The organism is Acidovorax sp. sif0632 (genome assembly GCF_019218805.1).
GTDB classification, from domain to species: domain Bacteria; phylum Pseudomonadota; class Gammaproteobacteria; order Burkholderiales; family Burkholderiaceae_C; genus Acidovorax; species Acidovorax facilis.
In genome coordinates this window covers 344,039-364,222 of sequence record NZ_JAHUWW010000003.1, presented here as the reverse complement: position 1 = coordinate 364,222, position 20,184 = coordinate 344,039, and the positions used below count along the sequence as shown (strand labels likewise).

Below are 20,184 nucleotides of genomic sequence, written 5' to 3'. Positions count from 1 at the left end.
AAGCGCTAGCAGCTTCAGTTTTAATAGCGCAATGGGTGCTGCGCCGTCGGGGCAGCACCCGCTGGTCTGACTCAAGCGTCTGGTGGTTCCGGGGTTTCGGCGGCTGGCGGGTTTCCGTCGTTGGCGTTGCCTTCGATTTCGCCCTCAGCCACATTGGCATCGTTTTCAACAATACGTTGCAGCCCGCTGAGCTTGGAGCCTTCGTCCAATGCGATCAGTGTGACACCCTGCGTGGCGCGGCCCAGTTCGCGGATCTCGGAGACGCGGGTGCGCACCAGCACGCCCTTGTCGGTGATCAGCATGATCTCGTCGTCAGCATGCACCAGCGTGGCGGCCACCACCTTGCCATTGCGCTCGCTTTGCTGGATGGCGATCATGCCCTTGGTGCCCCGGCCGTGGCGGGTGTATTCGGTGATGCTGGTGCGCTTGCCATAGCCGTTTTCGGTGGCGGTGAGCACGCTCTGGGTTTCGTCCTCGGCGACCAGCATGGCGATCACGCTCTGGCCGTCTTCCAGCATCATGCCGCGTACGCCACGTGCCGCACGGCCCAGTGGGCGCACGTCGTTTTCGTCGAAACGCACGGCCTTGCCGCCATCACTGAACAGCATCACGTCGTGTTTGCCATCGGTGAGGGCGGCGCCGATCAGGTAGTCGCCATCATCCAGGTTGACGGCGATGATGCCGCCCTTGCGCGGGTTGCTGAATTCATCCAGCGCCGTTTTCTTCACGGTACCCATGCTGGTGCCCATGAACACATAGCGGTCGGCCGGGAAAGTGCGCATGTCGCCGGTCAGTGGCAACACGACGTTGATTTTTTCGCCGTCTTGCAGCGGGAACATGTTCACGATGGGGCGGCCACGCGATCCGCGCGAGCCGGCGGGCACTTCCCAGACCTTGAGCCAGTACAGGCGGCCTCGGTTGGAGAAGCACAGGATGTAGTCGTGCGTGTTGGCGATGAAGAGCTGGTCGATCCAGTCGTCTTCCTTGGTCGCCGTGGCCTGCTTGCCGCGTCCGCCGCGCTTCTGGGCACGGTATTCGGACAGGGGCTGGCTCTTGATGTAGCCGGTGTGGCTGAGTGTGACCACCATGTCGGTGGGGGTGATCAGGTCCTCGGTGGAGAGGTCCTGCGCGCTGTACTCGACGATGCTGCGGCGAGCTCCCAGCTTGTGCTGGCCGAACTCGGTCTTGATGGAGGTGAGTTCTTCGCCAATGATGGTGGAGACGCGCTCGGGCTTGGCCAGGATGTCCAGCAGGTCTTCGATGACCGCCATGACCTCCTTGTACTCGGCGACGATCTTGTCCTGCTCCAGGCCAGTCAGGCGCTGCAGTCGCATCTGCAGGATTTCCTGGGCCTGCGTTTCCGACAGGCGGTACAGGCCGTCCTGGCCCATGCCGAATTCTTTTTCGAGGCCGTCGGGGCGATAGTCGTCAGCATTGATCACGCCACCGTCGGCACGCGTGCGGGTGAGCATCTCGCGCACCAGCTTGCTGTCCCAGGGGCGGGCCATCAGCTCGGCCTTGGCCACCGGCGGGGTGGGGGCGTTGCGGATGATGGCGATGAAGTCGTCGATGTTGGCCAGCGCCACGGCCAGGCCTTCGAGCACGTGGCCACGGTCGCGCGCCTTGCGCAGCTCGAACACTGTGCGGCGGGTGACCACTTCACGGCGGTGCTGCAAAAAGACGCTGATCAGGTCGCGCAGGTTGCACAGGCGGGGCTGGCCGTCGATCAACGCCACCATGTTCATGCCGAACGTGTCCTGCAGCTGCGTCTGCTTGTACAGGTTGTTGAGCACTACCTCGGGCACTTCGCCGCGCTTGAGTTCAATCACCAAGCGCATGCCCGACTTGTCAGACTCGTCCTGGATGTGGCTGATGCCTTCGATCTTCTTCTCGTGCACCAGCTCGGCCATGCGCTCCTGCAGCGTCTTTTTGTTGACCTGGTAGGGCAGCTCATCGACGATGATGGCCTGGCGCTGGCCCCGGTCGATGTCCTCAAAATGGCACTTGGCGCGCATGATCACACGCCCGCGCCCCGTGCGGTAACCGTCTTTGACGCCGTTGATGCCATAGATGATGCCGGCCGTGGGGAAGTCTGGCGCGGGAATGATCTCCATCAGCTCATCAACCGTGGCATCGGGGTTGCGCAGCATGTGCAGGCAGCCATCGACCACTTCGTTGAGGTTGTGGGGGGGGATATTGGTGGCCATGCCCACGGCAATACCGGCCGAACCATTGACCAGCAGATTCGGAAGCTTGCTGGGCAATACCAGCGGTTCCTTTTCGCTGCCGTCGTAGTTGGGGCCGAAATCGACGGTTTCCTTGTCGATATCGCCCAGCATTTCATGCGCGATTTTGGCCAGGCGGATTTCGGTATACCGCATCGCTGCGGCGTTATCGCCATCCACCGATCCGAAATTTCCTTGGCCGTCCACCAGCATATGGCGCAGCGAAAAATCCTGTGCCATCCGCACGATGGTGTCGTATACAGCGGAATCACCGTGCGGGTGGTATTTACCAATCACGTCGCCTACGATACGGGCCGACTTTTTATAAGGCCGGTTCCAATCGTTGTTGAGCTCGTGCATCGCAAAAAGCACGCGGCGGTGCACTGGCTTCAAGCCGTCGCGCGCGTCGGGCAGGGCCCGGCCCACGATCACGCTCATCGCGTAATCAAGGTAACTGCGCCGCATCTCTTCTTCGAGGCTGATCGGCAGGGTTTCTTTGGCAAACTGGGTCATTGGGGACTGCGGTGGCGGCGAAGGAGAACCATTTTAGAGGTAAGACCGTGTAGCGACCACGCAACATATCGAAGCAATTCCGGTTTTGTCCTACGGGCCCCAGGCGGGTGCCCCCGCTTTTGCCCTGTTACGTATGGCACAATCGTTTGAACGCTTTGGGTGATGGTCACTCCAAGCGTCCTGATTCGCAGCGCGGCTGCGGCTTTTTCCCCAAGAGGAGAACCATGAAGAAACTGAACAAAGTGGCGATGTTGTTTGCCTCTGCAGCGCTCGCAACCGCCGCTGGCGCACAAACCGTTGACAACTGGAGAAACGCTTCTGGCATCGTCTGGAAGAACGGCACCAACGAATACTGCTGGCGCAATGCCAACTGGACGCCTGCAACGGCTGCTCCTGGCTGCGATGGCGCTATCGCCGCTCCAGCTCCTGCTGCTGCCGCTCCTGCTGCTGCCCCAGCTCCTGCTGCTGCCGCTCCAGCTCCTGCCGCTCCAGCTCCTGCTGTGGCCACCAAGGTGACCTACGCTGCTGACGCATTCTTCGACTTCGACAAGTCGGTGCTGAAGCCAGAAGGCAAGGCCAAGCTGGATGACCTGGTCTCCAAGGTCAAGGGCATCAACCTGGAAGTGATCATTGCCGTGGGTCATACCGACTCCGTGGGCTCCGATGCTTACAACCAGAAGCTGTCGGTGCGTCGTTCCGAAGCCGTGAAGGCTTACTTGGTGTCCAAGGGCATCGAAAAGAACCGCGTCTACACCGAAGGCAAGGGCGAAAAGCAACCCGTGGCTGACAACAAGACTGCCGAAGGCCGTGCGAAGAACCGTCGCGTGGAAATCGAAGTGGTCGGTACCCGCGCTTCCAAGTAATCCTCGGATTGCTTCCCAAAAAAGCCCCGTTATCGGGGCTTTTTTGCGTCTGGGGTTTTTTGTCCATTGCCTTTCGTCGTGGAGAATCAGTGCATGAGTGAAATCGTCAATGCAGATCCGGCCGAACTGGCCAAGTTTTCGGAATTGGCCCATCGCTGGTGGGATCCCGAAAGTGAATTTCGCCCCTTGCACCAGATTAATCCTTTGCGGCTCGACTGGATCAATGCGCAGTGCAGCCTGTCAGGCAAGCGTGTACTGGATGTTGGCTGTGGCGGCGGTATTTTGGCCGATTCCATGGCCCGCAAAGGCGCGGACGTGTTGGGTATTGACCTGGCTTCCAAGGCGCTGCGAGTGGCCCAGTTGCACGCGCTGGAGGCCCAGACCACCAATATCCAGTACCGGGAAGTCAGTGTGGAGGCGCTCGCCAAAGAGCAACCCGCCAGCTTTGACGTGGTGACCTGCATGGAAATGCTTGAGCATGTGCCTGATCCTGCATCGGTTGTGCGAGCCTGCTCTAAGCTCGTGAAGCCGGGCGGATGGGTCTTCTTTTCTACCATACACCGAAGTGCCAAGGCTTTCATGCTGGCCATTGTGGGCGCTGAATATGTATTGAACATGCTGCCCCGTGGAACGCATGAATACGCCAAGATGATTCGACCCAGCGAACTGGCCGCCAGCTGCCGCAGTGCGGGCCTTGACGTGCAGACCACCCGAGGCCTGGAGTACAACCCCCTTACGCAACGTTACTGGTTGAGCAGCGACACCAGTGTGAACTACCTGTTTGCCACGCGGCGCGCAGCCTGAGGCCCAGCCAATGTTTCAGAATATCCGCGCGGTGCTGTTTGACCTGGATGGAACACTGATTGACAGTGCCCCTGATTTAGGTGCTGCTGCCGACAAGATGCGCACGGACCGTGGTTTGCCCTCCCTGCCGCTGGAGCGCTATCGTCCGATGGCCGGTGCTGGCGCCCGTGGCATGTTGGGCGAGGCATTTGGCATGGCGCCCGACCATCCCGACTTTCTGACCATGCGCGAGGAGTTCTTCGTGAACTATGAGTCGTGCATGACAGAACGCACCAGCATTTTTGAGGGGGTGCCGGAGCTGGTATCCCAGATCCTCCGCCGCAATTTGGCATGGGGCGTGGTGACCAACAAGGCGACCCGCTTTACGGACCCTCTGACCCGCGCCATTCCACTGTTTGCGACCGCAGGAGCGGTGATCAGCGGAGATACCACTCCCCATGCAAAACCCCATCCAGCCCCTTTGCTCGAAGCGGCGTCGCGCTTGAAACTGGAGCCGGGGCAGTGCATCTATGTGGGGGACGATGAGCGCGACATTCTTGCAGGCCTCGCTGCGGGCATGGGAACTGTCGCAGCAACCTACGGATACCTGGGGGCCAAGACCAATCCGGCGGAGTGGGGCGCGCATGCTGCAATTAAATCTCCGGTCGAGCTCTTGCAATTGCTTGTACGCACCTAAAATAGAGGGTCTGGGGCTGTCCTGGTTTCGACGTGGGTTCGGAATCGGTGTGGTGCATGTCGAGCTTGAGTCACGCTCGTAAATCTCGATTTAAAAAACTAACTGCAAACGACGAACGTTTCGCACTCGCTGCTTAATTGCCAGTGAGCCTTGCAACAGTTGGCCGATGGGCTGGGCAAGGGGGTTCTGAGCAATCAGTGCCTCCCGGCTGCAAGGATAATTACATGGGCTGGCTCTGATCCGGGTACCTTGGGTTGGAGCGAGAAAATAGGGTGCTGGCGGCCTGTGTAGCGTGCGACTGCGCGACACAGGCGGCGAGACTCAAATCAGATCGCTAAACATGTAGATCTGCCCGATGAAGGCTTGCGGACGCGGGTTCAATTCCCGCCAGCTCCACCATTACGACGTCCAAGGGCGTTCACCAACATCCGGTGAACGCCCTTTTTCTTTGGTAAATCAATGGGTTACGGTCTGGAGACGTCCGAGGCGATCTCCTGGCAGCCAGGCTGAGGCGGGGGAACAGACGGGGGAACAAAATCCGAAAAGGGTAGACTGGCGGCGTTTGTTCCCCCGTTTCAGAGGGGAAATCCTAGTGAAACCTCTGGAGGTGTTCCCCCATGTTGACCGACGCACAGTGCCGCAACGCCGTCTGTTCCCCCACATCGAAGCGGGAGCGTTTATCGGATTCGGGAGGCTTGTACCTGGAAGTCGCTCCCGGGGGATCGAGGCGCTGGTTCTGGAAGTATCGGCATGAGGGCAAGGAAGGGCGCATGGCTCTGGGCAGCTATCCCTCGATCAGCCTGACGGCGGCTCGCAAGGCTCGTGATACCGCCAGGCTGCAGAAATCGACAGGAATAAATCCTGTGCATGCCAGAAAGGTGGAAAGGCTGAAGGCTTCTGCCAGTGCCGGGGATACCTTCAAGGCTGTCGCTCTGGAGTGGTACGACAAACAGAAGCCTCTATGGAGTGATTCTCATGCTGAGCGCTCGCTGCGCCAGTTCGAACGTGATCTCTTTCCTTGGTTAGGGGGTCGTCGCCTAGCTGAGATTGAGCCGGTGGAACTGCTGGCAACCCTGCGTAAGGTGGAAGAGCGCGGGGCTGTAGAGACGGCCGATCGTGGATTGATGTTGGCTCGCCAGGTCTGGCGCTATGGCGTCGCCACCGGTAGGGTGGGGCGGGATATCACGGGAGACCTCAAAGGCGCGTTGTCTCCGTACCGGGGTAAGCACTTCGCTGCCATTATCGAACCGGTCAAACTGGGTGAGCTACTGCGTGCTATCCAGGCTTACAAGGGCGGGCCTATCGTGCGGGCGGCACTACAGTTGGCACCCTTGTTGTTTCAGCGTCCTGGCGAATTGCGCGGTGCAGCTTGGGCCGAGGTTGACCTGGATGCTGCCCTCTGGACGATTCCGGCTATCCGGATGAAGCGAGGCAAGGACGGGAAGGAAAACGGGGATCCACATCTGGTGCCTCTTTCAACCCAGGCTGTGAAAGTGTTGCGGGAGCTGTATCCATTGACGGGGCACAGTGCCTTGGTGTTTCCCGGTGAGCGCAACCACAGTCGACCTATTTCAGAGAACTCAGTGCGAACCGCGCTCATCACCATGGGCTATACGCCGGAGATCCAAACATGGCATGGCTTTCGCGCCACGGCGCGAACAATGCTGGCGGAGCGATTGGATGTGGACCCGTTGGTGATTGAGGCGCAGCTGGCTCACGCCGTCAAGGACGCCAATGGGCGCGCTTACAACAGGACACAGTACCTAGCCCATCGAACGAAAATGATGCAGCGGTGGGCAGACTATCTGGACAGACTGAGGGAAGGCAAAGCAGCAGGCAAGACGACTTCCAAAACTCTTGACGATGCAAGTACCTGATCTGCCATTTCGCTGGACTTGGTCATTGCGGTGGGTTGCCATGAATCGATGGCAGTTTCTCTTCAATTGAATGTTGAGACCCTGTCGGCAAAGCGTGTGAGCTTGGCGGTGTAAATGGCCGTTCTGCAGCGATAGCTGCCATCAAGGCTGACGCAATCAGCAGTCCGCTCCACAGCCGAATGCGGTCTTGAGTGTGAAGGAGCCTCGAGTTCAGCGGACAAGCACCAAGCGGCATGCGAATAGCCTCCTGTCCGCACCAATTTGAGCGCCTCGCTCATGACCTCGCGTGCGGATTTTGGTCGGTTTTCTTTACTGCGTGACCAGACGCCGCAACCAATCCAGCAATACCTCCGGCAGCCTCTCTGTCCTTGGAAGGAGCGCATAGTTGTGCGCTCCAAAAATGCAGGACAGGTAGCCTGCCGCCTGGCGGTCAATCGTCAGGCAAAACGGTGCGATGCCCTGCAGGCGGGCCTCGGTTACGGCCTGGCGCATGTCCTCCACACCGTAGCGGCCTTCGTAGGCGTCAACGTCGTTGGGTTTGCCGTCCGAGATGAGCAGCAGCAGGCGGTGCGCGGCGGCCTGGGCCATCAGGGTGCTGCTGGCGTGGCGCAGCGCGGCGCCCGCGCGGGTGTAGTGCTCGGGCTCCAGGCCGGCGATGCGCAAGGCCACCGACGGGCCGTAAGGTTCCGCAAACTGCTTGACGCTTCGCACCACCACGCCCTGCGGCCCCTCCCCGGAAAAAGCCTGCACGCCGAACGGCGCGCCCATGCCGTCGAGCGCAATGCTCACCACAAGCAGTGCCTCGCGGCCCACGTCGATGACCCGACGCCCTGGCGCCACCCAGCCGTCGGTGGAGCCGCTCACGTCGATCAGCACTAGCACGGCCAGGTCGCGGCGATGTCGGCTCTGGCGGCGGTAAACCCGCTCGGATAAAGGCAGCCCGGCGACGAAGTCGGCACGCGCTTCACACCACGCGTCCAGATCGATGTCATCGCCATCGACCTGGCGCCGTACCACGCTGCGTTGGCTGCGCAGCAACTCGAAATGGCGGCGCACCGCTTGCAGCATGCCATGGCGCTCGGCCAGGGTCTGCGCTAGCCACTGGGCGGGCCCGTCAGGGGCCACCCCCAGGCGGACGGTCGCGCCAGGGGCGCGGTAGGAGCGCACCCGCCAGTCCCATTCTGGGTACTGCAGCGCCACCGCGCCCGCTGAGTCTCCAGGCGCTGCCGCGGCGCGGCGGGCACCGGCATCGGGCGGGTCGTCGGATAGCAACACCTCCTTCGGGCGTCCCGGCGCCGTCACCAGACGCGCCTCGGGCAGCTCGGAAAGCGCGTCGGCGAAATCTTCGGCCGCGGTCGTCGTGTCCCGATCGGTGGGGCGCTGCATGCCCATCGGGTCTTCGGCCTGCTCATGCGGCTGGGCGGTCTGCACCATCCAAGGGCCGGGCGGGCTTTCGCGGTCTTCTTCGTCCAGCGCCTGCCGTGCCTCGGGTCGGCGCGGCATTCGGGCCGCGCGCGGTGGGGCGCCGGGGGCGTCAGCATCGCCGACTTCGTGCTGCCTCCCCGGCAGCGCCGACGCATCTGGTGATGGGGAGCGGAACTCGCCGGTCCACAGGTCCGCGCAGAACCAGTGACGCACTGGTGGCGCCGCAGGGTCCACCAGGCGGCTGAGCAGCTCGCGCGCTCGCACAACGACGGCGGTCGCGTCGGCGGGCAGGTCCAGCAAAATGCCTTGCCGCGCGCCCTGCGCCTCTGCCCCGTCCAAGGCCGCAACGAGGGGTGCCGGCTCACCCGGCGGAGCCGCCATCAGCGCTTGGACCAGGCGCTCGAATCCGCGCACGGCGCCTGGTAGCGCTTGAACGGCCGGGCGATTCCGCAGGGCACCCTGGCGCAGCCGCATCAGGGGCGCGGCCATGCCGGGCAGCCGAGCCACCAGCGCCGCATCGGCAGCGTGGGCCTCCAGCAGCAGGAACAGCGCGCGCAGCGGCGGCTCCCGCAGGGTTGCCGCGATCGCCGCGCTGCTGCGCAGTGCGCGCTGTGCCTGAACCAGCGCGAGGGTGCGGTAGTGTTCCGTTGCCAGGACTGTGCCTCCCCCGGCTGGCAACGCCGCGGGCAGCCACAGGTGGCTCCCATCAGTCCCCGGTACCGCAGTGCGCGGGGGCGGCGCGCTGTGTCGGCCAGCCCAGCGCATCAGCAAGGTTGGCGGCGCTGGAGGCTGCGCGGCGCGCAGGGGAAGGCTGGCGCCAAATGCAGCGGCGATCAGCAGGTCCAGGCGGGGAGCCACTTCGGCGAGTGTCACCACCGGAGGGCCCGGCGGCGCCGGGCGGTGGCGCCGCCACAAGGCCTGCGCATACACCGTCGCGTGGCGGGCGGCATCGGCAATGACGTCTTCGGCCTCGGCCATGGCGAGCAGCTCAGCGCTTCAGCGGGCGTTAGACAAACGTGGCATCCACCAGGTCGCGCATGGCTGCGACGAGCGATGGTTCATCCGATAGCGGCGCCACGACCGCATGCCAGCAGGCCCTGCGCAGGTCGATGCCATGGACTGCCAACTGTGCCGCAGCAATCAGCAACCGCGTGCTGGGAACCTCGGCCAACCCCCGGTCGTGCAGGCCGCGCAGGCGTTGCGCCAACTGAACCAACGCCCGCGCGTCGCCCAGCTGCACGCCGCTTTCGCGCGCGACGATCTGTGCCTCGGCCTCGGGCTCGGGAAAGCCGAACTCCAGTGCCACGAAACGCTGGCGGGTGCTGGGCTTGAGGTCCTTGAGCATGCGCTGGTAGCCAGGGTTGTATGAGACAATCAAGCAAAAGCCTGGCGCTGCCTCGATGGTCTCGCCCGTCTTGTCGATGGGCAGGATGCGCCGGTGGTCGGTGAGGGGGTGCAGTACCACCACCGTGTCCTGCCGAGCCTCCACTACCTCGTCCAGATAGCACAACGCGCCCTCGCGCACCGCCCGCGTCAGCGGGCCGTCCTGCCACACCGTGCCGTCATGGCGGATGAGAAAGCGCCCGATCAGGTCGCTGGCACTCAGGTCGTCGTGGCAGGAAATGGTGACGAGCGGCCGATTCAGCCGCCAAGCCATGTGCTCCACAAAGCGGGTCTTGCCGCAGCCCGTGGGGCCTTTGAGCATCACGGCCAGCCCCTGCGCGTGACACTGGGCAAAGACCTCGACCTCGTCGGCGGTCTGCAGGTAGTACGGCGCGGCACCACTCTGGGCCGCTGCCGCGCCGATGGCGCCGTCAGAGGGCATGTGCGGGACGTCGTGCATCCAGTGGTCGGCCGTCAGGCCGATCTTCGGGGCGAAGCGGCTCCAGCCGTGGCGCGAATCGGAAGAAGTCGATGATGAACAGTGCCACGCCCACGGTGAAGATCGACGCAGTGATGATCAGCATCACGAAGTGCACCTGGATCTTGAGCTGGGCGTCCAGATAGCCCATGCCCATGATGCGCTCCAGGTAAACCTGGCCAATGCCCGCGGTGGCGAACGACAGCGTCATGCCAAACATCCCCGCCAGTTGCAGCCAGAAGGCCAGAAAGCCCATCGACGTGCCCTCTTCCGGGCGGCGGGTGAAGGACGGCAGCGCATAGCTGATCATGGCCATGACGATCATGGCGTAGGCGCCGTAGAAGGCCGCGTGCCCGTGCATGGCTGTGATCAGCGTGCCGTGCGTCCACTTGTTGACGCTGGGGAACGTGTGCGCCAGGCCCAGCAAGCCGGCGCCAAAGAGCGTGAACACGGCGCTGCCCACCGTCCAATGCAGCGCCAGCTTGTTTGGATGGGCCAAGCCCGTGCGCCGCATCGCAAAGTACGCATACATCGCCATCCCCACCAGCGCCACCGGCTCTAGCGCACTGAAGATCCCGCCGATGGGCAGCCAGTACGCTGGCACGCCCACCCAGTAGTAATGGTGCGCCGTGCCCAGGATGCCTGCGATGAAGACAAGCCCGACGATGACATACAGCCACTTTTCCATCACCTCGCGGTCCGCGCCTGAGAGGCGGATGAGCAGGTAGGCGAGGAAGCCGCCCTGGATCATCTCCCAAACACCCTCGACCCAGAGGTGGATGGTCCACCAGCGGTAGAAGATGGAGACGGTGTAGTTTTCGTAGTACAGCAGCGCCGGCACGTACAGCACGGCGGCCAGCCCCAGCCCGCCCAGCAGCACACCTTCGGTGGTGGTGAAGCGCCCGGATTTGCGGATGGTCATGCCCACGTTGTAGAGGAACATCAGCATGACAATGACGATCACGATTTTGGAGGGCAGTGGCTGTTCGAGCAGCTTGTTGCCCGTGCCCCAGCGGAACAGGTAGCCCACCACGGTCGCCAGGCCCATCAAGGTCCAGAGGATGAGCTGGATGTAGGCGATGCGCGTGCTGTGGAGCTCGGTGCGCGACTCGTCAGGGACCATCCAGTACGTCGCGCCCATAAAGCCGCAGATCACCCACACGATCAAGATGTTCGTGTGGATCATCTTTGTCACGTCGAACGGGAGGATGTACAGCAGCGGATCTGGCCCCAGGTACTTGGTGGCCGACAACAGGCCAAACACCAGCTGAAGGCCGAAAAGGCACATCGCCACAGCGAAATACCAGTAGGCAACGGATTGGGACTTGTATCGCATGGTGTACTCCGGCAGGTTCTAGGCTCGCGGGGCCCGCGGCGCCGCCACTGCGTTTGTGGCTTTGCGCCGTCGGCTTGGTGCGTCCAACAGGCAGATCGAATCGTGAGCGTTCACTTGAGCGACATCAGATAGGCGGTGAGCTGATCGATCTGCTCAGGCTTCAGGTCTTTCTCGTACGTGGTGGGCATGAACGAGGTGCCATCCGCCGAGTACATCGGGCCAGGCACCAGGTGGGCGCTCGGGCTGGTGATGGATTCGCGCACATAGCTGGCTAGGTCACTGGCCTTGCCCTTGTATTGCCCCGATGCGAGCAGTGCCTGGGTGCGCGCCGAGAGACCTGCCAGCGACGGGCCGGCCATGTTCACCCCTGGCGCCGTGGAATGGCACGCAGTGCATGCAGGCGTGACCGAGCGGAACAGCCGCTCGCCGAGCGCGATCGGGTCTTCCGCTCCCGTCACTGGTCGCGCACCGGGCGGCGCTTCTCCCACGCCACTGCTTTGGGTACGGGCGGGGTCGGTCTGCTGCTCGGCGCTGCGGTCCCCACCTGGCAGAGCGGCACCGGTCACTAGGATGGGACGGGGTGGCCATCCCTGGTTGTCCACCTTGCTCACCCAGTCCAGAAAGGCGATCAACCCCTTGATGTCTTCGTCGCTCAGGTCCTGCTTCGGCATGAGGCGACGGTGGCGTTTCTCGTCGTAGAACTTCGACGGGTCCTTGAGGTAGGCCGTGAGGTAAGCCTCGCCGCGCAGCTGCGTGATCTTGGTGAGGTCGGGCGCGTAGTAGGCGCCTTCACCGAACAGCGTGTGGCAGTTGATGCAGTTGTTGTTGTGCCACACGTCCTTGCCCAGCGTGACGGCGGGGGTGATGGCTTCGGCGTTGGTCAGCTTGCCAAACTGCCGGTGGCTGTCGAGTGTGAGCCCGAGGAAAACCAGGGCAGAGATCGCGGTGGCGGCGATGGCGAAGATGCGGGTCTGGCGCTTGTTCATGGCCGCCTCAAACGCCTATACCGGACCAGTACATCAGCGCCATGCCGCCGCCGTAGGCAATGGCACAGGCCATCAGCACAACGACGACCATTGAAAAAATCTTGAATGGCGCGTACCAAGGTTGCATGGCGTAGTCCTCGCATGCCCGAAGGGGGCACTATGGTTGGCCATTGTTGTGGTTCGCGTGGGGTAATTTGTGTAGGACATCGCGCCATCCGATGGTTAGAAAACCGGGGTGTTTAGGCTTTACCAGGCTCCCCGATCGGACGGGTGAACTAGCAATTACCTCGATCTCCTCAAATGAAGGTGCCGGACGTCGGCAGTGCTCGCAGCATGCCATCCGGTTGAAACCCGAACCGCTTGTCGGCAGGCGCGGTATTTTCAGTGGCGGTTTCGGGACAGACTTTGTAGTAACCCGCAGTTGTTTGCACATCATGTCGCGCTCGAAGTTCCGTTTGAAACTGGATCACCTTCGCCGCAGGCGTAGAGCGGCACATCGACACGTGGACGCTTTTCGGTCGCAGGTGAACCACCGCGTCCACCACGGGTGTGGCCAAGTCCGAGCTGACCGATCCGGCATGGTATTTAGTGGGCAGAATGTGAACGTTAACGACGTCGGGTGCACCATGCGTGGTCGAGCAACCGGCGAGAAATGCAGTGGTCAGAACGAGGATGCGTGTGAGCATGATGGGCTTCTTTGTGGACTGGCAAGCCAGGGTAGTCGCTGAGTCCCGAAGTTACTGTAAGGAGTGGTCACATACGCCGAGTGTTCGCCTATGCAGTCATCAACTTGCGGCATGATTCGATTTATGGATTCACAAACCATTCTTCGTCTCATCTCCGACCCCGCGACGGCAGCCCCCAAAGCCCGTGATATCGCTGTTACCTACGCCCACTTGCTCGCATCCATCTCCGATCGCCTGGACCCGAGCGAACTGGAGTCCTTCATTTCCATCGGCGTAGCGCTCAAGCAGAGCGTCCGGTGGGTGCCGATGTCCAAGGGTCCTGAAGACTGACGCGGACCCGCAACGGCGCCGAAGCGGGACTACTCGTCCTGCAGCGTCCGCATGAGGGTGTGCGCGTTGCGCTGGCCTTGATCCTCATGGTTGACATTGAAGGCGACGTGCGGGGTGCCAGCTGCATTGACGCGAGCCTGGTCCTGGATACCGCTGATGGCACTATGGCTTCGCCCGCCGTAGCTCCCCGCGCCGTCACTCGTCGGAGGCAGCACTATTTTCTGTAGAGTTCGAGCAGCGACATTCCCAAAGGCTCAAAAGTTTCCGGGAATACCGGGGTGGTTCAGTGCAAAGCACGCGATGAATATCAGTTGCAATGGTTCCATATTGGTCTCCCGTCAAGTAAGGTGAGGCAGTCGATGCGCCTTCCTAGACTAACCACGCTAGTCTGTAAGTCCTGCGATGTGGAAGAGCATCCGACGCAGTTTTTCGCTGTCTGCTCTCGACCGCAACAGTCCTTCACTTGACCAAGCTGTCATTTGAACTTGTCAGGAAATGCCGGGCTGTCTCACAACTCTTCAATGCCATCACTGCGATTCACAAGGCTTTGCTGAAACTGGGTCCATGCGGGCGCATCGAAGGTTGCCTGTCGGACGTGGCCTGCTGACCGTCAAATAGTTTTCCCCTTCCGCGGCAAGGTGTTGACCGCTATTCAATGAATTAAAGAGTCATACAATATGAATCTTTAAGTTTAGATAAGCCTACACCGCGTCGATCGCATATCGAAGTCGCAGCCCAACGCCGCAGGAGCCCGCCATGACCACCGTTGAACAAGCACTACCGCTGACCCAGGCGTTGCAGCAGTCCTACCGGCACGGTTTCATCACCGACGTGGAGAGCGACTCACTGCCCCCGGGGCTGGACGCCGACACCGTGCGTGCCATCTCGCGCCGCAAGGGCGAGCCAGGGTTCTTGTTGCAATGGCGGCTGGCAGCTTTTGAGCGCTGGCAGTCCATGGCGCATCCGCACTGGGGCCAGCTGCGCATCGAGCCGGTGGACTTCCAGTCCCTGAGCTACTACTCGGCGCCCAAGTCGCAAAAAGACGGCCCCAAGAGCCTGGCCGAGGTGGACCCCAAGCTGCTGGAGACCTACGAAAAACTCGGCGTGCCGCTGCACGAGCGGGCACGCCTGGCCGGGGTGGCGGTCGACGCGGTGTTCGACTCGGTGTCCGTCGGCACCACTTTCCGTGAGCAGTTGGCCGAAGTCGGCGTGATCTTCTGCTCGTTCTCGCATGCGGTGCAACACCACCCCGCGCTGGTCGAGCGCTACCTGGGCACCGTGGTGCCCCCGGGCGACAACTTCTATGCGGCGCTGAATTCGGCGGTGTTTTCCGACGGCTCCTTCGTTTACATCCCCAAGGGCGTGCGCTGCCCGATGGAGCTGTCGTCGTACTTTCGCATTAACGCGGCCAACACCGGCCAGTTCGAGCGCACGCTAGTCATTGTGGAGGAAGGCAGCTATGTGAGCTACCTCGAAGGTTGCACGGCGCCGCAGCGCGACCAGCACCAGCTACACGCGGCGGTGGTTGAACTGATCGCCCACGACGACGCCCACATCAAGTATTCGACGGTGCAGAACTGGTACCCCGGCGACGAGCAGGGCCGTGGCGGCATCTACAACTTCGTCACCAAGCGGGGCCTCTGTGCGGGCCGGCGCTCGCACATTGCCTGGACGCAGATCGAGACCGGTTCGGCCATCACCTGGAAGTACCCCAGCGTGGTGCTGCGCGGCGACGATTCGCGCGGCGAGTTCCATTCGATTGCCGTGAGCAACCACTTCCAACAGGCAGACACCGGCACCAAGATGATTCATCTGGGCCGCGACACCAAGAGCCGCATCGTGTCCAAGGGCATCAGCGCAGGGCACGCGCAGAACAGCTACCGCGGCCTGGTGCGCGTGGCGCCCACTGCGGCCGGCGCCCACAACCACACGCAGTGCGACTCGCTGCTCATCGGCCCCGACTGCGGAGCCCACACCTTCCCGTACATCGAGACCGCGCGCAACGACGCCCTGGTGGAACACGAAGCCACCACCACCCGCATTTCCGAAGAGCGCCTGTTCTATTGCCAGCAGCGCGGCATCCATCCGCAGGACGCCACCGCCCTCATCGTCGGCGGCTTCTGCCAGGCGGTGCTGGACGAGCTGCCCATGGAGTTCGCGCTCGAAGCCAAGGCGTTGCTGGCCGTCTCGCTCGAAGGTGCCGTCGGCTGAGTCCACCCCCCCGATTTCCCAGGAGAGAACCACCATGACCCATGCCGAACCCTTGTTGCAGGTGCGCGATCTGCGCGTTGACGTTGGCGGCCGCCACGTGTTGAAGTCGATCTCGCTCGATGTCCCGGCCGGTGCACTGGTGGTGCTCATGGGCGCCAACGGGAGCGGCAAGAGCACGCTGGGCCAGACGCTGGCCGGCCATCCGCGCTACAGCGTGGTTGGCGGCGAAGCCCGCTTCGCAGGCCAGGACCTGCTGGCCATGAGCCCCGAGGTGCGCGCCCGCGCCGGGCTGTTTGTGTCGTTCCAGGCGCCGCCCGAGATCCCAGGCGTGAAGAACAACCTGTTCATCCGCACGGCCCTCAACGCTGTGCGCGAGGCGCGTGGCGAAGCGCCGCTGGATGCCTTCGATTTCCTGGGCGACGCGCGGGCCACTGCCGCCCGTCTGGGCCTGCCCGAGGCGATGCTGGCGCGCCCCGTCAACGACGGCTTTTCGGGCGGAGAGCGCAAGCGCAACGAACTGCTGCAGCTCGCCCTGCTGCGCCCGCGCCTGGCGCTGCTGGACGAGATCGACTCCGGCATGGACGTGGACGGCACCCGAGCGGTGGTGGACCTGGTGCAGTCGCTGCGTGCGCAGGGCACGGCCTTCGTGGTGGTGTCGCACTACCTGCACCTGATCGAGTTGTTGCAGCCCGACGCGGTGCTGCGGTTGGACCAGGGCTGCATCGCCGAGACCGGCGATCTGGAACTGGCCCGCCAGATCGAGCGGACCGGGTTCGCGCGCGCGGCCGACGTACTGGAGGTCTGAGCATGGACACCGCACGCGCCGATATCCTGGCCGCCCGCCACCGATTGGAAGACTCGGGCTGGATCCCCCGCAACGCTGATGCGTTTCGCCACCTGCCGCCGCCCCCGGTCGCCGTCTGGCTGGGCGAGGCACCCGAAGCCGCATCGGCTAGCTGCGATGCCCCTCCGCTGATCTGCGCCGGCTGGACGCTGCACCTGCTGGGCGGTAGGCCGCAAGGCTGTGTGGACGCCCGTTGGCTCGACGCCGCCGACCCGGCCCAGCGCCAGGAGTTGTTCGCCGGGTTGCGCCTGCCGACCGGCACGGACAATGCAGGCGGCCGGGGCGACACTGCCCAGCAGGATGCCGCACCGTTCGCCTGGGTGCACCGCGCGTTGTGCCGCCGCGGTTTGCGGCTGCGCATCGGCGGGGAACCGGCCAGCCAGCGCGGTTCGGCCGAGACGGTGTGGATACAGCTGAGGCACCAGCCACGCAGCGCGGTCGAAGCGCCGATGCTGGTGATCGATGTGCAGGAGGGAGTGCACTGCGTGCTGGTGGAAACCCATCACCGTGAACAGGTGGCCTGCGAACAGCCGGTGGTGCAGAACCTGCACGCCCACATCCGCCTGGCCGCGGGCGCCACGCTGCAGCACCTGCGCAGCGTGCGCCCCGGGGCTGCCGACCAAGTCGCCCACCACCTGCAGCTTGAGTTGGGGCAGGGCGCGCGCTACGAGCAGGGCCTGATCGCCACGGGAGGCCGCTACCACCTGCAACGCCAGGAGGTTGAGCTGACGGGCGACCGTGCCCAGGCCCACAGTGCGGGCCTGCTACTGGCGGCCACCGCCAATGTGGAACAACAGGTGCGCATGCTACACACCGGCGAGCGCACCCACAGCACCATCGAGACGCTGGCGCTGGCCAGCGGCGCGGCGCGCGCGGTGGTCAACGCCCACACCCGCATTGCTCCCCATGCCGCCGACGCTGAGGTGCGGCAGCGGCTGACGGGTGTGCCCACCAGCGGCCAGCCCCGGCTGGTACTGCGCCCGCACCTGGAGATCCACCATGACCAAGTGCAGGCGGCCCACGGCGCCACCTGGGGCGCCTTGCCGGAGGACGCGCTGTTCTATGCGCGCCAGCGGGGGCTGGACGAACGCAGTGCGCGCGGACTGATCATCGAAGGCATGGCCACCGCCTTGTTCGCGCGGGCGTTGGGTGATCCCCCGTTGATCGACTCGCTGGACCTCACGGCGCTGCTGCGCCAGGCGGTGGCCCAGCACCTGGGCGGCGACCCTGCCGCCTCCATGACCCAGCCGGAGGCCGCACATGGGTGACGCGTTTTTTATCGATCCTTTGGAGCTCGATGCTGTGCGTGCGCAGTTCCCGGTGCTCGCGCAGCGCATCTACGGTGCGGAGCTGGCTTACCTCGACAACGCGGCCACCACCCAGATGGCCATGCCGGTGCAGGAGGCGATGCGCGCCTTCGAGCAGCATGACCGGGCCAACATCCACCGTGGCGTGCATGCGCTGAGCCAGCGCGCCACGGATGCGTTCGAGCACGCGCGCAGCTCGCTCAAGCGCTTTGTCGGAGCGGGCGCAGACCACGAGCTGGTGTTCACCTCGGGCACCACCGATGCGCTGAACATGGTGGCCCATGGGCTCTCTACCAGCGGCATGCACCCGGCCTGGTTGCAGGCAGGCGACGAGATCGTGGTCAGCGGCCTGGAACACCATGCCAACCTCGTGCCCTGGCAGCAGGTGGCGCGGCGCACCGGGGCAGTGCTACGCGTGCTGCAGCCCGATGCCCAGGGGCGGCTGCACGCCGCGGATCTGCGCCCCCTGCTCAACGCCCGCACCCGCGTGCTGGCGCTCACCGCCTGTGCCAATGCCACCGGCGAGCGGCCGCCCTACGAGGACTTGCTCCAGTTGGCCGCCGACGCGGGCGCGCTGACCGTGCTCGACGCAGCACAGGCCATGGCCCACGCTGCGCCCGCGCTGTCTTCGCTGGGCTGCGACTTCATGGCCTTCTCGGGCCACAAGATGTACGGCCCCATGGGCACTGGCGCGCTGGTGGGCCGGCGCGTTGCGCTGGAACGCCTGGAGCCCTTGCGCTACGGTGGTGACATGGTGGCCTGGGTCAGCGCCACCGAGGCCAGCTTTGCCGAACTGCCAGCGCGGCTGGAAGGCGGCACCCCCAACGTGGCAGGCGCGATCGGCATGGCCGCTGCGGCAGGCTTCATCGACGGGGTCGGGCGTGATCGCATCGACGCCCACCTGAACGCGCTGCGCGAGCACGCGGTGGCGGGTCTGGCCGCGATGCCCGGCGTCACGGTGCTGTCCGCCCACAGCCGCGTATCGGCCATCGTCTCGTTCGTTGCCGACCGCGTGCACCCGCACGACATCGGCACCTTGCTGGACCAGCGCGGCATCGCCGTGCGCACCGGCCACCACTGTGCCCAGCCGTTGCTCGAACACCTGGGCGTGGGGCCCACCACGCGCGCATCGTTCGCGCTCTACAACACACACGCCGAGGTGGAGCGCCTGCTCGCTGGCGTGGCACATGCCCTCAAGGTGCTGCAATGACTTCAGAAACTGCCGCCGAACTCGACCTCTACCAGGACGTGGTGATGGACCACAAGCGCGCGCCGCGCCACTTCGGCACTCTGGCCGCGCCGACCCACCAGGCGCGCGGCCAGAACCCGCAATGCGGGGACGACCTGCAGGTGGCCCTGGTGGTTGACAACGGGCGCGTGAGCGACATCCGCTTCAATGGCCAGGGCTGCGCGATCTGCATTGCGTCGGCGTCGATGATGACCGAAGCGGTGCTGGGGCAGGAGGTGGCGCTAGCGCAGGCCTTGCAGGCGCGCTTTCGGGCCGTGCTCACGGGCCAGATGGTGTCCGAAGAGGCGCCCCTGGGCAAGCTGGTCAGCCTGGCGGGCGTTCGCCACTACCCCGGCCGCATCAAGTGCGCCCTGCTGGGCTGGCATGCCCTGATGCACGCTTTGGCCGCCGAGGCCAAGAGCGACAACTCCGCGCTGGAGGTCACGCCATGAGCGCGCGCCGCGAACGGGTGATCGTCCGCCGCGATGTCGAGGTGGTTTGCGTACCCGATGGAACCCCGGCCGAACTGACCGCGGGTACGCTGGTGCAGATCACCCAGGCGCTGGGCGCATCGTTCACCTTGTTGGTCGAAGGCCAGCTGATGCGCCTGGCCGGTGCGGACGCCGACGCCATCGGCAAGCCGGTGCCGACGGCTCCGGTGCTGGAGCAGGCGGAGGGGCCCGAAGGTGTGCGGGCGCAGGTATGGCAGGCGCTCAAGACCTGCTACGACCCGGAGATTCCGGTGGACATCGTGGAGCTCGGCCTGGTCTATGCGTGCGACGTGCTGCCGATAGATGGCACGGGTGATTTCAGGGTATCGATTGAGATGACCCTGACAGCGCCCGGCTGCGGCATGGGAGACCTGCTGGTGGAAGAGATCCACGAGAAACTTCTGGCCTTGCCCCGCGTGGTGCAGGTGGATCTGGAGTTTGTGTTCGATCCGCCCTGGGACCGGTCCCGGATGTCTGAAGTGGCATTGTTGTCACTGGGTCTGTAATACTGCCCAGTGGCT

Annotated in this window: 17 protein-coding genes and 1 other RNA gene; 12 read left to right on the top strand and 6 right to left on the bottom strand. The window is 63.9% G+C overall.

Going from position 1 to position 20,184, the window contains the following annotated elements; genetic code table 11:
- Positions 1-71: 71 nt before the first annotated feature.
- Entirely contained in the window at positions 72-2,738 is a 2,667-nt protein-coding gene (gene gyrA, locus KW832_RS11585) for a DNA gyrase subunit A (protein WP_121506110.1), read from the bottom strand.
- A gap of 224 nt (positions 2,739-2,962) precedes the next feature.
- On the opposite strand from gyrA, the gene ompA reads away from it, so the two are divergent.
- The 5 genes from ompA to KW832_RS11560 all read left to right on the top strand — a co-directional run bounded on the left by ompA (position 2,963) and on the right by KW832_RS11560 (position 6,958).
- A complete protein-coding gene (gene ompA, locus KW832_RS11580; protein ID WP_121506111.1) occupies positions 2,963-3,601 on the top strand; it encodes an outer membrane protein OmpA in 639 nt (212 codons plus the stop codon).
- 93 nt (positions 3,602-3,694) lie between these two features.
- Positions 3,695-4,405 carry a bifunctional 2-polyprenyl-6-hydroxyphenol methylase/3-demethylubiquinol 3-O-methyltransferase UbiG gene (ubiG, locus tag KW832_RS11575; protein WP_218300001.1) on the top strand — a complete coding sequence of 237 codons (711 nt, stop codon included), beginning with the start codon at positions 3,695-3,697 and terminating at the stop codon, positions 4,403-4,405.
- Positions 4,406-4,415: 10 nt separating this feature from the next.
- Positions 4,416-5,081: an HAD-IA family hydrolase gene (locus tag KW832_RS11570; protein ID WP_176886246.1), complete on the top strand. Its 666-nt coding sequence runs from the start codon at positions 4,416-4,418 to the stop codon at positions 5,079-5,081.
- A gap of 12 nt (positions 5,082-5,093) precedes the next feature.
- Positions 5,094-5,480: a transfer-messenger RNA gene (gene ssrA / locus KW832_RS11565) on the top strand.
- A gap of 218 nt (positions 5,481-5,698) precedes the next feature.
- Positions 5,699-6,958, top strand: coding sequence for a site-specific integrase (locus tag KW832_RS11560; protein WP_218300000.1), 1,260 nt, complete (start codon positions 5,699-5,701; stop codon positions 6,956-6,958).
- A 309-nt stretch (positions 6,959-7,267) separates the two neighbouring features.
- On the opposite strand, the gene KW832_RS11555 is transcribed toward KW832_RS11560, so the two are convergent.
- The 5 genes from KW832_RS11555 to KW832_RS11535 form a co-directional block, all read right to left on the bottom strand.
- Positions 7,268-9,259 carry a nitric oxide reductase activation protein NorD gene (locus KW832_RS11555; RefSeq protein ID WP_370633144.1) on the bottom strand — a complete coding sequence of 664 codons (1,992 nt, stop codon included), beginning with the start codon at positions 9,257-9,259 and terminating at the stop codon, positions 7,268-7,270.
- 130 nt (positions 9,260-9,389) lie between these two features.
- Complete coding sequence (locus tag KW832_RS11550; RefSeq protein ID WP_218299998.1) at positions 9,390-10,208, bottom strand: CbbQ/NirQ/NorQ/GpvN family protein; 819 nt, start codon at positions 10,206-10,208, stop codon at positions 9,390-9,392.
- Positions 10,198-11,580 carry a cbb3-type cytochrome c oxidase subunit I gene (locus KW832_RS11545; protein ID WP_218299997.1) on the bottom strand — a complete coding sequence of 461 codons (1,383 nt, stop codon included), beginning with the start codon at positions 11,578-11,580 and terminating at the stop codon, positions 10,198-10,200. Before KW832_RS11545 ends, KW832_RS11550 begins: the two co-directional genes overlap by 11 nt.
- Positions 11,581-11,690: 110 nt before the next feature.
- Positions 11,691-12,566 carry a c-type cytochrome gene (locus tag KW832_RS11540; protein ID WP_218299996.1) on the bottom strand — a complete coding sequence of 292 codons (876 nt, stop codon included), beginning with the start codon at positions 12,564-12,566 and terminating at the stop codon, positions 11,691-11,693.
- A 296-nt stretch (positions 12,567-12,862) separates the two neighbouring features.
- Positions 12,863-13,252: a hypothetical protein gene (locus tag KW832_RS11535; RefSeq protein WP_218299995.1), complete on the bottom strand. Its 390-nt coding sequence runs from the start codon at positions 13,250-13,252 to the stop codon at positions 12,863-12,865.
- 123 nt (positions 13,253-13,375) lie between these two features.
- On the opposite strand from KW832_RS11535, the gene KW832_RS11530 reads away from it, so the two are divergent.
- The 7 genes from KW832_RS11530 (at position 13,376) to sufT (ending at position 20,169) form a co-directional block, all read left to right on the top strand.
- Entirely contained in the window at positions 13,376-13,582 is a 207-nt protein-coding gene (locus KW832_RS11530) for a hypothetical protein (RefSeq protein WP_218299994.1), read from the top strand.
- Between the two features lie 756 nt (positions 13,583-14,338).
- Positions 14,339-15,793 (top strand): Fe-S cluster assembly protein SufB, encoded by a 1,455-nt coding sequence (gene sufB, locus KW832_RS11525; RefSeq protein ID WP_218299993.1) that lies wholly within the window; start codon positions 14,339-14,341, stop codon positions 15,791-15,793.
- Positions 15,794-15,827: 34 nt separating this feature from the next.
- Positions 15,828-16,598 carry a Fe-S cluster assembly ATPase SufC gene (gene sufC, locus KW832_RS11520; protein ID WP_218299992.1) on the top strand — a complete coding sequence of 257 codons (771 nt, stop codon included), beginning with the start codon at positions 15,828-15,830 and terminating at the stop codon, positions 16,596-16,598.
- Between the two features lie 2 nt (positions 16,599-16,600).
- Positions 16,601-17,905, top strand: a complete 1,305-nt coding sequence (locus KW832_RS11515) for a SufD family Fe-S cluster assembly protein (RefSeq protein WP_218299991.1) — start codon at positions 16,601-16,603, stop codon at positions 17,903-17,905.
- Positions 17,898-19,154: an aminotransferase class V-fold PLP-dependent enzyme gene (locus KW832_RS11510; RefSeq protein WP_218299990.1), complete on the top strand. Its 1,257-nt coding sequence runs from the start codon at positions 17,898-17,900 to the stop codon at positions 19,152-19,154. The genes KW832_RS11515 and KW832_RS11510 overlap by 8 nt, the downstream gene beginning before the upstream one ends.
- Positions 19,151-19,624 carry a Fe-S cluster assembly sulfur transfer protein SufU gene (gene sufU, locus KW832_RS11505; protein WP_055396496.1) on the top strand — a complete coding sequence of 158 codons (474 nt, stop codon included), beginning with the start codon at positions 19,151-19,153 and terminating at the stop codon, positions 19,622-19,624. The genes KW832_RS11510 and sufU overlap by 4 nt, the downstream gene beginning before the upstream one ends.
- Positions 19,621-20,169 (top strand): putative Fe-S cluster assembly protein SufT, encoded by a 549-nt coding sequence (gene sufT / locus KW832_RS11500; RefSeq protein WP_218299989.1) that lies wholly within the window; start codon positions 19,621-19,623, stop codon positions 20,167-20,169. The genes sufU and sufT overlap by 4 nt, the downstream gene beginning before the upstream one ends.
- The last annotated feature ends 15 nt before the right edge of the window (positions 20,170-20,184 follow it).